This is a genomic window from Mesorhizobium sp. M1050 (assembly GCF_040318715.1).
In the GTDB taxonomy this organism is placed as follows: Bacteria; Pseudomonadota; Alphaproteobacteria; order Rhizobiales; family Rhizobiaceae; genus Mesorhizobium.
Genome location: NZ_JAMYMV010000108.1, coordinates 1 through 15159 on the forward strand (window position 1 = coordinate 1; position 15159 = coordinate 15159).

Annotated in this window: 14 protein-coding genes and 1 pseudogene; 11 read left to right on the forward strand and 4 right to left on the reverse strand. The window is 59.0% G+C overall.

Translation table 11 applies throughout. The features are described 5' to 3' along the window. Nucleotides 1-459 precede the first annotated feature (459 nt). The 5 genes from NKH57_RS31665 (at nt 460) to NKH57_RS31685 (ending at nt 3863) form a co-directional block, all read left to right on the forward strand. Nucleotides 460-846: a DUF1883 domain-containing protein gene (locus NKH57_RS31665; RefSeq protein WP_352950175.1), complete on the forward strand. Its 387-nt coding sequence runs from the start codon at nt 460-462 to the stop codon at nt 844-846. Nucleotides 847-1528: 682 nt separating this feature from the next. Beyond that, on the forward strand, nt 1529-2266 hold the full coding sequence (locus NKH57_RS31670; protein WP_502907359.1) for a helix-turn-helix transcriptional regulator: 738 nt from the start codon (nt 1529-1531) through the stop codon (nt 2264-2266). A gap of 82 nt (nt 2267-2348) precedes the next feature. Continuing rightward, complete coding sequence (locus NKH57_RS31675; RefSeq protein WP_352950179.1) at nt 2349-2981, forward strand: acyl-homoserine-lactone synthase; 633 nt, start codon at nt 2349-2351, stop codon at nt 2979-2981. A gap of 26 nt (nt 2982-3007) precedes the next feature. Further along, on the forward strand, nt 3008-3247 hold the full coding sequence (locus NKH57_RS31680; RefSeq protein WP_352950181.1) for a transcriptional regulator domain-containing protein: 240 nt from the start codon (nt 3008-3010) through the stop codon (nt 3245-3247). Between the two features lie 52 nt (nt 3248-3299). After that, nucleotides 3300-3863 carry a DUF2285 domain-containing protein gene (locus tag NKH57_RS31685; RefSeq protein ID WP_352950183.1) on the forward strand — a complete coding sequence of 188 codons (564 nt, stop codon included), beginning with the start codon at nt 3300-3302 and terminating at the stop codon, nt 3861-3863. On the opposite strand, the gene NKH57_RS31690 is transcribed toward NKH57_RS31685, so the two are convergent. After that, nucleotides 3839-4105 carry a DNA -binding domain-containing protein gene (locus NKH57_RS31690; RefSeq protein WP_352950185.1) on the reverse strand — a complete coding sequence of 89 codons (267 nt, stop codon included), beginning with the start codon at nt 4103-4105 and terminating at the stop codon, nt 3839-3841. The genes NKH57_RS31685 and NKH57_RS31690 overlap by 25 nt on opposite strands. A gap of 122 nt (nt 4106-4227) precedes the next feature. On the opposite strand from NKH57_RS31690, the gene NKH57_RS31695 reads away from it, so the two are divergent. Next, entirely contained in the window at nt 4228-4446 is a 219-nt protein-coding gene (locus NKH57_RS31695) for a helix-turn-helix transcriptional regulator (protein ID WP_023755980.1), read from the forward strand. 428 nt (nt 4447-4874) lie between these two features. Here NKH57_RS31695 and NKH57_RS31700 read toward each other — a convergent pair whose 3' ends face one another. Both NKH57_RS31700 and NKH57_RS31705 read right to left on the reverse strand, forming a co-directional pair. After that, the gene (locus tag NKH57_RS31700; protein WP_352950199.1) at nt 4875-5510 is read right to left on the reverse strand and encodes an OmpW/AlkL family protein; all 636 of its coding nucleotides are present in this window, start codon (nt 5508-5510) and stop codon (nt 4875-4877) included. A 206-nt stretch (nt 5511-5716) separates the two neighbouring features. After that, nucleotides 5717-6112, reverse strand: coding sequence for a hypothetical protein (locus tag NKH57_RS31705; protein ID WP_352950187.1), 396 nt, complete (start codon nt 6110-6112; stop codon nt 5717-5719). Here NKH57_RS31705 and NKH57_RS31710 point away from each other — a divergent pair. The 5 genes from NKH57_RS31710 to NKH57_RS31730 all read left to right on the forward strand — a co-directional run bounded on the left by NKH57_RS31710 (nt 6103) and on the right by NKH57_RS31730 (nt 12595). Then, nucleotides 6103-6531 (forward strand): hypothetical protein, encoded by a 429-nt coding sequence (locus tag NKH57_RS31710; protein ID WP_352950189.1) that lies wholly within the window; start codon nt 6103-6105, stop codon nt 6529-6531. The two genes, NKH57_RS31705 and NKH57_RS31710, sit on opposite strands and share 10 nt — an antisense overlap. Before the next feature lie 367 nt (nt 6532-6898). Continuing rightward, nucleotides 6899-7111 carry a hypothetical protein gene (locus NKH57_RS31715; RefSeq protein ID WP_352950191.1) on the forward strand — a complete coding sequence of 71 codons (213 nt, stop codon included), beginning with the start codon at nt 6899-6901 and terminating at the stop codon, nt 7109-7111. A gap of 599 nt (nt 7112-7710) precedes the next feature. Next, nucleotides 7711-8973, forward strand: coding sequence for a lysine N(6)-hydroxylase/L-ornithine N(5)-oxygenase family protein (locus NKH57_RS31720; RefSeq protein ID WP_352950193.1), 1263 nt, complete (start codon nt 7711-7713; stop codon nt 8971-8973). A 504-nt stretch (nt 8974-9477) separates the two neighbouring features. Next, a complete protein-coding gene (locus NKH57_RS31725) occupies nt 9478-10257 on the forward strand; it encodes a phytanoyl-CoA dioxygenase family protein (protein ID WP_352950195.1) in 780 nt (259 codons plus the stop codon). A 334-nt stretch (nt 10258-10591) separates the two neighbouring features. Continuing rightward, a complete protein-coding gene (locus tag NKH57_RS31730) occupies nt 10592-12595 on the forward strand; it encodes a class I tRNA ligase family protein (RefSeq protein WP_352950197.1) in 2004 nt (667 codons plus the stop codon). An 801-nt stretch (nt 12596-13396) separates the two neighbouring features. Here NKH57_RS31730 and NKH57_RS31735 read toward each other — a convergent pair. Next, nucleotides 13397-14853 (reverse strand): annotated as a pseudogene (locus tag NKH57_RS31735) (NAD-dependent succinate-semialdehyde dehydrogenase). Between the last annotated feature and the right edge of the window lie 306 nt (nt 14854-15159).

Here is a 15159-nt window from a genome sequence, read left to right on the forward strand (position 1 = left end):
ACGCAACAGATCGGCGTCGGGTGTCTTCTCCACGAGCGCGCGCAGGTTCATCATGTCGTCGGTCATCGGTAGTCCTTCCGGTCAAGGTTGGTGTCGCAACCAGACCCTACCGGAAAGCGCCGATGACCACCGCAAAGCCGCTCGCTCCCTACAGCGCTATCCAGGGCGCGCTCGCGAGCAGCTTTTGCTACCGCCGAGCTACACCACTTACGGAGACACGACCTCATAAAAACCCCAACGGCGCGAAATCAAAGGCCCATCATGATGCTCATGTGCGGCAAACCGGGTGAGTGGTCTTTGCACTCTTGGTTCTGCCAACTGCGGACCAAGTTATTTCTCTTTGAATTCCTGGATGAGAGAGAAGCGACTATCGAAGCCTACACGAGTCCCTCTTCTGAAACAGGCGAGGAGATCGTAAGAGCTTAATCAAAATTCTGGCCGACACAGGATGAGGGGGAGATGAATTTTACGCATTGCGATTTGGGGCAGTGTTCTCGCGGTCAGAGGGCCGAGATCACGTTCACATCGGGGGCCAACCTAAGGTTGCTGGATTTGACGAGCTGCAGCAATTACGGGCGCGGAGAACGACCTCAGTATGGCCGGCTTGCGAAGCAGACAGTCCGCTTGCAGGTTCCCAAGTCGGTGCATTGGCATGTAGCCGTCAATATGCAGGGGCTTGAAGGCAGCACTTGTTCCAGCATCAGGAAATTGCCCGGGCCTCTACCCGAATTGCGCGAAGCTCTGTGTTCTGTTCCGTCCCTGGTCAGGGATAGTTCGCCGCCGGGAAAATCCACAGACGGGAATCGCCAGTACGAGGTGTTCATCTCCCATGCTTCCGAAAGATAAGGATTATGTCGTCCGTCCACTGGCGCTGAATGATGGACTCGCAGTCTGGTCTGACGGATTCGAGCTTCGGATCTGTAACAGCTTCAGGCGGATCGATCAGGGATTAGCGAACAGCCATTTCGGCGTGGTCGCTTTGTCAGAGCAGTTCGAAAGGCTGGACGAACTACGAACTCGACGGAATCGCCGCTCGGTCTGTCAAACGGGAGCAACAGCTTCTACCCACCTGGCATAAGCCGCCCAAAGCACTGCTACCAACACGCCTGACGATTTCCGACCTGATCACGTCGGTTGTAGCTGCATAGGAATCCAATGGTCGCGTTGCCGATCACCGGTCGAAATTGTCAAAGACGAACACTCGCACGGCCCGTCTTTTTGTTGGGTTCGGTGACCCAATTTCGGCCCGTCCGCTGCTCTCCACCAATGCGCTTCGCACTCGAACTGCTCCATCAGCACCTTCTTATGTTGGGAGGCTGCCGTAGCATCTCGGACAAAAACGTCCGAGATCGCCGCGTAGCTACCGCTGGCGAGCTAATAATATGCGCGACCGTCGCGGCATTTGTAAAGAAGGTCAGCCCGGCCAGTCTGAGAGGTCGGCTTACGATGGGGTCTACAGGCCGGTGGCGCACAGCAGAGAGGTGAAGGGAGTGTGTCAGGACAATGAGGAAGAACAATGAGGAAGGACATGCGAATTGTCTTCGAGACATTCCTGGAAAAGTTGTCGGTAAGTGTCGATGAGGGTGATTTTCGCGGAGCCTTGGCCGATGTCGCCTCAGGTCTGGATCTATTCACCTTTGCCTACTTCTCCTTACCGCCGTGGTCCAATGGCAAGCCCATGCTGATCTCGAATTATCCGGCGCTCTGGACAGCGCGCTATCTTGAGAACCGGTATCAGAATGTCGACCCGGTCATTTCACGTGCAAGCTATGGCGAATCCACATTTCGATGGGGATTTGACCTAAAGAGTTTTGATCTGTCCGCGCCTCAGCTTAGGTTTTTCGAGGAAGCAGCGCAGTTCGGCATCCGCTGCGGCGTGACGATCCCGATCATTGATGGCCGCGGCAATTTTGAGGCTATGACCTTTGCCGCTGACAAGCCCGATCCTGCATACTTTCGGGTGGCCGATCGCTACGAGCAAGGTCTTCCGTTTTTCGCGAGCTGTTTTCATACGTTCGTCCGCTGCAGACTGTCGGGCGATCGAAGAGTTGGCGGTGTGTTGTTGACGCCGCGTGAATACGAGTGCCTGCAGTGGGCGGCACGCGGCAAGTCCGCCCAAGATACAGGCGGCATCCTGAAGATCTCACGGTACACGGCTGAGTTCCATCTGGCAAACGTCCGCAAGAAGCTTGGCGTGACAACCACCCGACAGGCGATTACGCGTCTGGCGGCTTCAGGCTTTTCGCTTCCTGATAAGTCGGCTTGACCTCCGGAACTGCACAGGCTGCGCTTTCGCGAAGGATCGTCTCCAATGGCGAGGAAATGTTTACCGCCATTGGAGGCCTTTGATGATCCAGCTTATTGAGCCTGAGTGCTACGACGACTTTGCTGACGGACTGCATGCAATGCATCGGCTTCGATTTCGCGTCTTCAAGGAACGCCTAGGCTGGGACGTGCAGGATAATGGCGGCTATGAAATCGATTCCTTTGACGCGCTCAGACCGCACTACCTGTTGTTGCGCGGTTTCGGGGGCCGGGTGGAGGGTTGCGTTCGCCTTCTGCCCTCAGCGGGCCCGACCATGATTCGCGATACCTTTCCGATGCTGTTGGAAGGAAGGGCTGCACCTGAGGATCCGAGCGTGTGGGAAAGCAGCCGTTTTGCGCTCGACATAGCTTCATCTGGGGAAAAGGGCGCGGGCGGTATCGCTCTCGGCACATATGAGCTCTTCGCCGGCATGATCGAGTTCGGCCTCTCACGCCGGCTCAGCCACGTCGTCACGGTCACCGACTTGCGCATGGAGCGCATTCTTCGTCGCGCCGGCTGGCCCCTCGAGCGGATCGGCAACCCGCACACGATCGGCGCGACACGCGCACTGGCGGGCTACCTCGAAGTGTCGAAAGCGACACTTCATGCGGTGCGACAAAACAGCGGTATCGACAGTCCGGTGCTATGGGCGCCGGTGCTTCGCCGGGTGGCGTGAATGTGACGCCCGGCAGGAGAGCACAGATGTCCACGTCTCTTGCGACGGACGCCGATCTGCCCGACTGGTGGAATGATAGGACATACGACTATGCCGCTCAGCTGACGCTGCGTGGCTGGGCTTGGGAGTTTTTGCGGCGCAATCCGGTATTTCAGCATGATGTGCTTGCGGCGCGCCGGCAGGCCAACAGTTTGCCGCATGGCACCACCGTCGAGGTGATCGCGTCGGCCGGCAACCTGTCGCGCTGGGGTGTTTCGTTTCGCTGAATCTTACGGGCGCAGTGCGACTGTGTTTTGGTGTCCACGCCGGTGTCCAAGCGTGTTGCCTGTCATTGCGGAACGGCGATTTGCGTCATCGACGATATCGTCGTTCGAGCTGGCGGCATTGCCATGTCGTGCTGCAGTCCTGCTGATGCCCGACAAGAGCCAGGAGGTTCTTCTTCGCGATGCGGAGCACAGCCTCCAGCTTGCTGTTTCGGGAGCGAATGTCCTGCATCCTGTTTACCTCCGCACCGAGGCGATCTGGCCGGCAGCACTTTCGAAGCATCGTCTGTTAGCGCTGGAGTGCCTCAATGCCCTTTGTGCCTACGGAAAACTGCCAGCGCGCTTGTTTCCGCCAGAAAGACGCGGGCCCCGATTGAACTTCGTCCTCCGCGCGCTCGATGGCGCGCTTGCCGGAGCATCACATCGCGAAATCGCCGAAGCGCTCGTCGGCCAAGCGCGCGTCCGATCCGACTGGAAGGATCCTCAAGATCACCTGCGCGATCGTATCCGCCGCGCCGTCTCACGTGGCCGTGCGCTAATGAACGGCGAATATCTGAATTTCCTTCTTGAAGAGCATGAGATCCGCGCTGTGCGTCAGCCGGCGAACAGTTCCTTGTAGCCGGTGGTCACCATCCAATTAGCACGGTCGATATGGCTGCGGAGGGCCTTTTTGGCGCGGACCGGTTCAATGGACGGGTCAATGCCGAGAATGCGATTTGCCATCTCCTCCTCGCTGGCTTTGTCGGCACAGGCATCCAGGATACGCAGATAGATCGTGAAATGCTCCCTGTCGTAGCTCGTAAGGCTGTCCGACCATGGGACTTCGTCGGCAATCGGCGTGATCGATTTGGGCTGTAACATCGCTGATTATACCTCCGCAAAACGGCCTCCGCGAAGCCCTCCGCCAGCGGGTTGGGATACTCAATGTGGATTACATATTTTAGTTGATAAACTCAAGCTGCCTAATCCGCTGGCTATCGTGCATGGATATGCGAAGATTGGTCGGACGGAATGTGCAGAGGATCAGGCTAAGGAAGCGTCTGACGCAGGAGCAGCTTGCCGAGATTTCCGGGTTCAGCCAGCAGTACATCAGCGGCTTGGAGAAAGGACGAAGAAACCCGACGATCATCACGATCTATGAACTGGCATTGGCCCTCGACGTCAGCCACACGGATCTGGTTCGGCCCGACAAACAGGCCTGACCCACCCGACTTCCAAGTAATTGCTACGGGCCCACGCGCCTCCCAGCGCCCGCCGGCTGCTCGTGAACCCTCGGTCTTCTTCGGCAGACTTCAGCGATCTTGCCCCGTTCGGCTTCGCGCCCCCGGCGCGGGGCAGCCTGTCGGCTGCTACTGGCAAGTACCTGGTCGGGCGCAGGCGGGGACGCCCACTCTTAACAACGGCTTCTTCAGGTATCCCCGACAATCGGCTGCTGTGCGTTGGATGGTAATCGCATAAAGTTGATCAGAACGCTCCTCCCAGTCGGAGACCTCCCGCCCAGCCCCGCCTGGGGGTCACAAGGCCCCACCCCTCTAATGATCCGGTCCACTCGCCCGTGCAGCGTGGAAAGGGCGCACGAGGCGCCCTTCATTTCCGATCAGCTATCAGCAGCCACCTTCACCTTTCGTTGTTAGAAGCGGTAGGTGACACCTGCGCCTATCAACCAGGGATCGACGTCCGCCTTTCCCGTCAGCTTCGCGCCGTCGACCGTGACGTCGAAGTCTGGCTTGAGGAAAAGCTTCTTCACATCGAAGTTGACGCCCCAATGCTGATTCACCATGTAATCGAATCCGACCTGCAGCGCGGTGCCGAACGTGTTCTCAACCTTGAGAGCATCGGCACTGCCGGCATCCTGGTTATAGAATATCGTGTAGTTCACGCCAGCGCCGACATAGGGTTTGAAAGCGCCGAGATCGGTAAAATGATACTGCAATGTGAGCGTAGGCGGTAGCAGCCAAACCTTGCCGATCTTGCCAAGCCCGTCGATCGTTCCTTGGCCGTCGATGTTCGCGTAGGTGGTGCCGAGTATGAGCTCCGTGGCGATGTTGTCCGTGAAAAAATAGGAGATATCGAGTTCCGGCGTCACCGTGTTTGAGTAAGAAAGATCGGAGCCGGGCACTGCATTGACGTAGCCCGCATCCTGAGTGACGACCCCCAACGTACGCAGGCGGATCTGCCAAGGGCTTGGCGCTTCTGTGACCGAGGCTCCTGCCTGCGGGACGCTCGCCGCTTGCGCAAGGTCCGCCGCGACGGCCTGCTGTCCCATCACGATGAGGACAACGGCCGCTGTTGCTCCCAGCGCGGCGCGCATTTGGTTTCTCGCCATGATACTCTCTCCTTGCTCTTCAGAAATGTGGACTGAACTACGAAAAGTCCTGCTCGAATTCCTTGGGCCGCGGCGCTCATGCGCAGTTTGCGTGGGACCGCGCACGCATCATTTGCGCCGTGCTCGCAATCACCACCTGTACTCAATTAGAAGTAGGCGGAATAACCAAAGGCCTGCAGCTTTGCGGCCGTCTTACGCGCGTGGCCCGTGTGAACGCACGCCCGCTTCGTGGTGGAGAGCAGGATCGGCGGATAGCGGCAAGGGTGGTCCCGGCGCCACAGTGCGCGCGGAATTCCGGCATCTTGCCAGAATGTCAAGGCACTGACCGCGGCGCTGGTCACGGGAACCTTGTCAGGGACGGTCGAAATCGCTATCAGGGCGTCGCGGTCGCGATCGAACTGTGTTCCACCGAAGTGCCCCAGGGTCCTAGCCGGCTGGCTGGCGGCCCAGGCAAGTGTCCCTTCTCCTTCTACATCTTCGAGCCGAAGATAAGGATCATCGTCCGGGTCATTCAGCGTTGGACGGAACTCGAATGCGGTCATCTCTGGATAACGTGAAGAATCATGTCGACTGGAAAACAATTTCAAGGTTCTCCTTAGGCTCGGGAGAGCTTTGTTTTCGCGGCTGCGACCGCATGTTCGGTGAGCTTGATCATCGCATGATTTCTCCTCAGTCCTTGCCGCAGCGGTTTGCGGATAGCCTCGCACGTGTCGTGCCAAACGAGAAAATCATTTCACAACAACGACATGGCTCTGATTGCGGTGTGTCTCAAGTCCGACTTTGTCGAAGACCCGACAACGAGAGCAGCCGTGACCGCCTGATAGAACCTCCTGTGCGAGCTCGGTGGGCACTGCGGAATAGCAGCGAAGCTCACGGCGAACTGGCCGAGCTTCGGATCGACATCGGCGACGGGGCGATCAACGACCACTACGTCGCCGGTGTCGGGCGCGGCACAGCCTGAGGACTCCGCGGCGGCGATCATCGAATAACTGCGTTTACGATGGCTCCATCCTGGGCCACCGGTCGGCGCGCAAAAGACTGCTTTGCGGCCTCATCCCTCCGCCTGGATTGAGTCGCAGGGACCGAATGGCGCACGTGCTTTTTGAACCGGCAGAGTGGTCATAACGCAATTGTCTTCCGGCTATCTTTACAGAGATTCGATAATCCAGTTGGTGAAGGTCCCAGATCGCGCAATCATTGATGCGCTCAGGTCTGGGGATGCGGCCATCCGCAACCATCTCATCAAGAGCATCGATCCGACACCAACATAGAGAATTGGTTTCCCATGAAAGAGGCCTCGCGGCGGACATGAGATTGCGTCACCCTTCATGATCGCGGCCTCCGAGGATGTCGGGATCGAGCCACTGCAACGGCACGATAGGGCGAAGGATCTGGCAGCTCTTGCAACTGCCGACCTCGATGGGAGAAGGCATATCGCGATCTGTCCGGCAGAGTCACCAGCTTCTGCACTGTCCGTTCATGAAGACTTCGTGCTGGTCTCCATAAGAGAAGTTATTCTGGTGCAGAAGGTGCCCGATTAGCTATTCGGAAAAAGGCGACATCGACGGGCAAACGGGCGCCGCCGGTAGGCGTCCCCCTCAATGTCGGATTTCCGACAGGATCGCAAATCCGACAACCATTGTTTAATAAGATTTTCTTTCTCTGGCACGGCCCATGCATGGGACTCTGCGAACGCGTCAGCGAGACGTCTCATGATCATGCACACCGAAAATGCCGTCGCCGCAGTGAAAACCGCGCTCGCCTGCCATCAAGCCGCCGAAAGGCCGGCGGGTGATGATTGAGGCGGGGCGATTGCGCCGGCAACACCTCATGGGCTTGGAAAGCGTCTCGCGTGACGGCGACGCGGGCATCCCGACGGGCGGAAAGGACATACGTCGTTGCCCCACATAGCCGGTATGACCCGTCGATTGCCACCGCGCTGGAATGCTCGGGTCTACATTCGACAACCCGAACGCGCAGGACAATTCTTGCAAATCCGGTCGGCACCGGGGCTCGAGAACGCCCGCGAGGGGGAGCCCAATCGCTGTGGCCGATATTCGCCGCGAACAACCCGCCGAGTGGGAAAGGAGCAAAGCAAGTGGAGCTATCTTGCATTGGAGTCGGTGCTGGGCCGTCTAATTTGAGTCTTGCGTGTCAGATACACGAGCAAATTGGGCAAGGGGCACTGTTCCTGGATCGGCAGGTCGACTTCCGATGGCATCCAGGCATCGCATTCGATTCCTCGGAGCTCCAGGTCAGCCACTTCAAGGATCTGGTCACACTGGTGAATCCGCGATCAGCCTACACTTTCGTAAACTTCCTGCACGAGAACGGGCGTCTGTATCACTTCCTGAACGCACAGTTCGAGGCCGTGCTCCGAGTTGAGTTCGAGCAATACCTGAACTGGGCCTTCCACAGGAACCCACTTGTGCGTCGCGGCGAGACGGTGCGCGAAATCCGCTTTGATGGCGAGTTTCGGGTGCGGACGGATAAGGCGGTTCTCGGCGCCAGAGACGTCGTGGTCGGCATTGGCAAGCAGGCGCAAATTCCGCCTCAGTTCCAGGGCTGGACTGGACGCAACCTGTTCCACTCATCTGTTTTACTGCACATCCATCCTGATGTGCGCAAGAAGCATGTCTGCGTCGTTGGCGGAGGCCAGTCGGGAGCCGAGGTAATGTTGCACCTTGTCGGCCTGCCGAAAGAGCGGCGGCCTGCCTCGATCACTTGGGTCTCGCAGCGTGAGAACTACCTGGCTCTCGACAACAGCCCGTTCACAAACGAGTTGTTCATGCCCTGCTTTTCGGATCGTTTCGCGGCGATGAGCGAGTCGCAGCGTAAGCTGCTCCTGCGACGTTTCGTGCTTGCCTCGGACGGCATTTCGGAAAGCACGTTGCGCGCAATCTATCAGGCGCTGTACCGCCACGCATTTTTCGAACCAAACCGATGCGACATCACACTGCGGCCGGGCTGCACCGTCTCGCACTGCATCAACGCCGGCGCGGGTCACAAGCTGACCCTGCAGCACGGCATGGACGAGGTCGAAGAAGTCGCGGCTGACATCGTCATCCTGGCCACCGGTTACGAGAACGCGGTGCCGGACTTCTTGGAACCCATCGCGCACCGGCTGGAGCAGATCGACAATGAATTAGCTATTCGCGAGGATTTTTCGGTGAGCTGGGACGGACCGCGTGGCAGACGCATCTTCGTACAAAACGCGAGCCTCGGGCAGCGCGGCCTGGCCGATCCGAACCTAAGCCTGTTGGCCTGGCGCGCGCGCCGCATCCTCGATAGCCTTCTTGGGCGCGCGCCATGCGCGAACCCCGAGCATCCTGGCTTCATCAGCCATACCTCGATCGAGAGCTGGCCCGACCCCGCAGCCGAAGAAATGGGCAGCGGGATATGAGTCGTAGACTTTTGATTATCGGCGGTAGCATCCTAGGAATGATGTCCGCCTCCGCTGCGGCGAAGGCCGGAGGCTTCTCCGAAATCATCGTGACCGAACAAGCCCTTGGACCAAGCGGCGCATCGCCTTATTCTGGGGGCGTGCATTTCCCCTACGGTCGTCAAGACCGTACTAGGTCGCTCACTCGGAAGAGAGCCGTGGCCATGGCGGCCATGGCTGGGTCGGCGGTCAGCGGATGGTGCCGGCCTTTAGCGATGCGTGTCGTGGCTGGACCGGGTGAAGCGACTGATCCGGCTCAGTTTACGGAACCCCTGGACCCGGCTGAGCCTGACATAGGCAGTCTCGCGCCGAGCTTCTGCGAACAATATCCGCCGGAGCGGAACGCACTTAGCATCGCCGTCCCACATGACGTGAGTCCGTCTCCGTGGACCCGCAACTTGACCAGCGCCCGACTGCCCTAATTGGGATGTCCGACCAACCAGTTTCCAACAGGAGGCTTTTCGCATGTTGACTGATGCACAAAGGGAAAAGTGGCAGAAAGACGGATACGTCAGGCTCGAAAGGTTCTTCGCTCCAGCGGCTCAGGAAGATATCTCTATTTTTGTCGAAGATATGTCACGCTGGGATGTCAGCGATGATAAATGGCTCATGTGGTTCGAGAAGACGACGGACAATCGAAAGATCATCTCCAAGATCGAGAATTTTCTCGACTTCCATCATCCATTGCGTCGTTTGCTCTTAGAAGATCATCGCATAAAGTCAGCGGTCGAGGAGTTGCTTGGCGAAGATTCGCGCAGGCTCAAGGAGTTGCTTATTTTCCACTACCCCGACAGCGGCGGCTATCTCCCGCATCAGGACATTTATCACATTCCACACAAACTCCCCGACCGGATGGTCCATGCGGTGGTTGCCATAGGCATCGACGACTCCGACCCGGAAAACGGCGGGCTTTTCTTCAGCCCCGGCAACCACAAGAAGGGGGTGTTTCCCATGGATGCCGGTGGGGTGATCGATCCTCAAGTTGCCGAAAAGTTCTCCTGGGAACCCGTAGTATGGAAGGCTGGCGACATCTTCATCTTCGACGATTACGCACCGCACTACTCACGACCGAACAAAAGCAATCGTTCTCGGCGGACGCTCTACTTGGTGTTCCAGCGTGCTTCAACCGGCGGGCCGACCCGCGCTGAATATAACGTGCTTAAGCGCGCCCTTAACCCGCCCGAGGGCAAAGTGGCCGATCTCGACAATCTCAAACCCCCAAATGGCATCTTCTATCGCGATTGAGCTCACGCAGGCCAGGCGGAGGCATGCACACGACTGATCGACCGCTCAAAAATGCGCGGACGGTATGGCCGTCTGATTTGCGGGCTCGCGGAGCATCGACCGCAGCCCGTTACGACGCTTTGGCACGTGGATTGCGGAGGTGGTCGCAGGCGGTCTTCTGTGCGCCTGCAGCCCGACTAGTGCCCCCCTTGGTCGCCCGCTTGCCGGCCCAGAGCTGCACTATCCTGGCCGGGCCGCCAATGGTCGGACTGCCGTTTCTCTCCACGAATTGCACGGGAGGCTGTTGCGTTGGCAGCCAAAGGTCCCACTGCTTCAACAGCTTAGGTTGGTTGTCATGCGCAAATACACGTTTTCTCGAACGGAGCTGTCGCGGGCGTTCGGTATCGACACGGCCACGCTTGGAACGGGCAGCGCTCGCACGGGGTTTTCATTCGGAAAGGTTGGACCCGGCGTCACATCCGAGCCCCATCGGCACGACGAAATCGAGGCCTTCGTGGTCCTGTCTGGTGCGGGCAAGGTCACCACCGACCGGGGGGAAATCTCGGTCGAGGCGGGCGATGTCGTTCTGTTCCACCCTTTTGAAGCGCATGTGCTGCGCAATGACGGAAACAAAGACCTAGATTTCGTCGATGTCTACTGGCGAGACGGCGAGGCCGCCCTTGATGCCGCTGCGAAGACCACGGCTCCACGCGGGCCAATCTTCGTCTTCTCCACGCCGCCAACGCCAAATGGCGATCTGCATCTGGGGCATCTTTCTGGCCCCTATTTCGGCGCTGACGTCTATACTCGTTTCCTGCGCATGAAAGGAGTCGAGGCCTATCACCTGACCGGAAGCGACGATTACCAGAGCTACGTCGCGACGCGCGCCGATGCCGATCAATCGACGCCTGCAAATGTGGCGCGCTACTACGCCGACGAGATTCGCGCCACGCTTGCACTTCTCGATTGTGAGGTCCACAGCTTCCAAGCCACAATGGGCGATGACGGTTATGGCGAGTTTCAAGCCGCCTGTTTCCGCAGTCTTCTGAGCAGCACGGCGATAGATCTACGCCAGAGCCCTGCGCTTTTCGATGCCGTGACAGGCCGTTATCTTTACGAGCCGGATGTTAGCGGCCTCTGCCCCGATTGCGGCGGGTCCGCGGGTGGCAACATCTGCGAGGAATGCGGCGCCCCAAACCTTTGCCACGACCTGCGTGCAGCCCAATCACGGCAGTCTGCCGAGGCGCCGCTGGTCGGCTCCGTCCGCCGCGCTGAACTTGCGCTGGACCGATGCTTCGACAATGTCGACCGGCATCTGAGGGCGTCTGGGGCCCCGCTACGGATCTTGGATCTCTTCGCACGCGTACGCCGACGCGGGAAATTTTCAGTGCCCATTACCCACCCCTCGGACTGGGGCCTGCCGGCGGAAGGGTTCCCGGGGCAAGTGATCTGGGTCTGGCCGGAGATGGCCTTCGGTTTTCTATACAACATCCAGGCGCTCGGCCGCTCGATGGGTCGCGACTGGAAGGCGGAGATGCCCGGCAACGACTGGCAGATTGTCCATTTCTTCGGCTTCGACAATTCGTTCTACCACGCGCTACTCTACCCCGCTCTTTACGCCGAGGTCTTCACCCACTGGAAGCCACGCATCCGCTATCACGTCAACGAGTTCTACCTGCTCGACGGCAAGAAGTTCTCAACCAGCTGCCGCCATGCGGTCTGGGGCAAGGAGGTTCTGAGCCCAAAGACAGTCGACGTCGTGCGCCTTCATTTGGGCCTGACACGCCCGGAAGGTGAGCGGACGGATTTCACGCTGGACGCGCTGCGCCGCACCGAGAACGAGGTGTTCCAAAGCATCTGGCTGAACTGGCTTGAGGCGTTGAACCAGGAAATCAAGCAGGATTTTGCCGGCCATGTACCCGATGCAGGCGACTGGAGCCCGGTCGACCGCGCCTTCTTTGCTCGCATAGAGATCTATCGCGCTGCGATGGAGCGCGCCTATTCGGACGAAGGCTTCTCGGTTCGGCGCGCGGCCACTCAGGTCTGCGAATTCGTGCGCGATTGCGTGATCTACCGCGGGGCGCGAGACTTTGCGGCGGCGCGACGTTTCTATCCTGCCCGCAATCAGACTTCGCTAGCCCTTCAGACGACGGCCGCTGCGATCCTGGCACCGACACTCGCTCCGCTGATGCCCCGCTTCGCCAAAACGCTGGCGCGAGGCATCGATGGCGCCTCAACCGAAACATGGCCCCGGTCCGTCCAGCGCCTTGCGCCCGGGACGCGCTTTGATCTCGGACCCGTGGTGGTGTTCTACGCCAAATCCGACAATCCTCATCTCGATGACGAGGAAACACTATGAGCCCAAAGGTGCACCAGTGAGCTGTCCCCATCTCGACCAGATCTGCGCGGCAATCAAAGCCGACGATGCCAACTATTTTGACTCGCTGTCACTGGCGAGGGAAGCCGCTCTGAACGGTAGAGACTAGATTAGCTGACCTGAACCAACGCGTCGTCAAACAACCCTGGCCCGCCCCTTCAAGGACCGCTCGGCCGATCGCTTCCCAGCCCTTGCTGTTCGTGCCGAAAATGCGTGTGGGCTCGACTGGCGGCATCGGGATTTCCGTCCTCCAGCCGGTCAAGGCTGTCATTCGGTTCGACCCGCTTGGTCAACCTGGCGCGCCCTGGACCGTGCGCCGATCACCAATGTGGATGCGAATGCCGCGTGATGGTACCTTCGATTCTGTCCGAGCGTGTACCGGCGCGGCAGTCAGCCGAAGAACAGCTGAGCTACTGATATCGGAATGTAGCAGGTCCAAATTCTGCCCCTGAAGCCGGATATTGCTCAATCAGCGTTGACCATGGCTTGGTGCACAAGCTTCCAACCAGACCGCGCAACGACAGCCCGTCGACTGAGGATAGTCGGCGAGGGCCGCCAAATCGCAAGCGTATCCTCCGTCGCATGCGCGCCGTCTTCGCCGAAAATGCAGACGCTAGTCTCGTCGAGAGATACATCCAGCTATTTTTAGGGGGCTCCTCAGGATTGCGTGTTTGCTCGGGTGCGGACCGCCCCTCAGTTCCCAATCGAGGAGCGATTCTACAATTCACATGTTTGGAGATCGCTCGCTAGGTAACCCGTCTGTGAACCCTGCAAGCCGATGCTTCAGATGCCGCCCATGCAGAGATATTTCATTTCGAGGTAGTCCTCGAGGCCATGGCGGGATCCCTCCCGCCCGATGCCGGACTGTTTTATCCCACCGAACGGCGCCGCTTCCGAAGACATCCGGCCGGTATTTACCCCGACCATTCCATATTCCAAGGCCTCGGCGACACGCCAGACACGCTTCAGGTTAGAGGCATAAAAATACGCCGCGAGGCCGTAGATCGTTTCATTGGCATCACGCACGACCTGATCCGCATCGTTGAAGCGAATAATCGGTGCGAGCGGCCCGAATGTCTCTTCTTGCGCCACGGTCATCTCGCTGGTGACACCGGTCAGGACCGTTGGTTGGAAAAACGTGCCATTCGTGCCGACGCGTTTGCCCCCGCATCGAATTGCGCCGCCTTTAGCTACGGCATCGGCAATATGGGATTCAATCTTGGCCAAAGCCTGCTTGTCGATGAGAGGCCCGATGTCCACTCCGGGAGCGAAACCGTCACCAACTTGAAGTTGGCGAGCCCGTTCCACGAATTTCTCGACGAACTCGTCGTGAACGCGCGACTGGACTTAAAGGCGGTTCGCTGAAACGCAGGTCTGGCCGGCATTGCGGTACTTCGCCTGGATCGCACCGTCAACCGCGGCATCAATATCGGCATCATCGAAGACGATGAAGGGTGCATTGCCGCCGAGCTCTAGGCTGACTTTTTTGATCTGGTCCGAGCACTGGCGCATAAGTAAGCGCCCGATCTCAGTAGACCCGGTGAAGCTGATCTTGCGGACCTTGGGATTTGTACAAAGTTCGCGGCCGACCGCGTCACCTTCGGACGCATAGATCAGGTTGACGACGCCTTCGGGGAAGCCTGCCTGATGGGCGAGGGCGAACATTGCTCCAGCCACGAGCGGCGTCTGTTCAGCGGGCTGAGGACAATCGTGCAGCCCGCCGCCAAGGCTGGCGAGATTTTGCGCGCCACCATCGAGGCCGGGAAATTCCATGGGGTTATCGTGCCGACCACCCCGATGGGCTGCTTGATCACCAGCATTCGGCGGTCCGTCGATGGTGCGGAGATCGTCTCGCCATAGACGCGATTTGCCTCCTCGGCGTACCATTGCAGATACGCCGCAGCATGCGATATCTCCGATTTGGCCTCGGCAAGCGGCTTGCCCATCTCCGCGGTGAGAATTGCAGCGAGATCGTCGGTGTGGTCGATGATCAACTCATGCCATCGCCATAGAACATCGCTGCGCTCACGGGCGGTAAACCCTGCCCATCCAGGCTGCGCGACATAGGCCTTCTCGATTCCAGCGCATGTCTCTTCGACTCCCATGTCAGGTAGTTCTGCCAGCACTTCGCCGGTCGACGGGTTGAGGACCTCGAATGTCCGCTCGCTAATCCGCGTGCCAAGTGCCGGCAGGCGATCGATGGGTCCAAACAGGTCAGGGGATCTCAGGTGACGGATCATCGGCGGGCACAGGGCAATCGGTTTCCTCCTCAACGCCAGGCGTATATAGCAGGTTCGGTGTGTAGTCCGGACGTCCAAGCTCCTCATAGGACCTCGGCCAGACAGCTAGCAGACCACAGTTGCCAACTGGAAAGGGAGAATACCTGAATTCGCTAGAAGATGAGTCGCGGTTCTACTAGCCGGGCTCGACCGGCGGTTTCGGGGGGGGCCGGGAGGGCCCCCGCCCAACCCCCGCAAAGGGGTTGCGCGGCGCCGCGGGGTCTTACGTCGCGGCCCCCCCGCGGTGGGGGGCCCCTATTTTTTTTT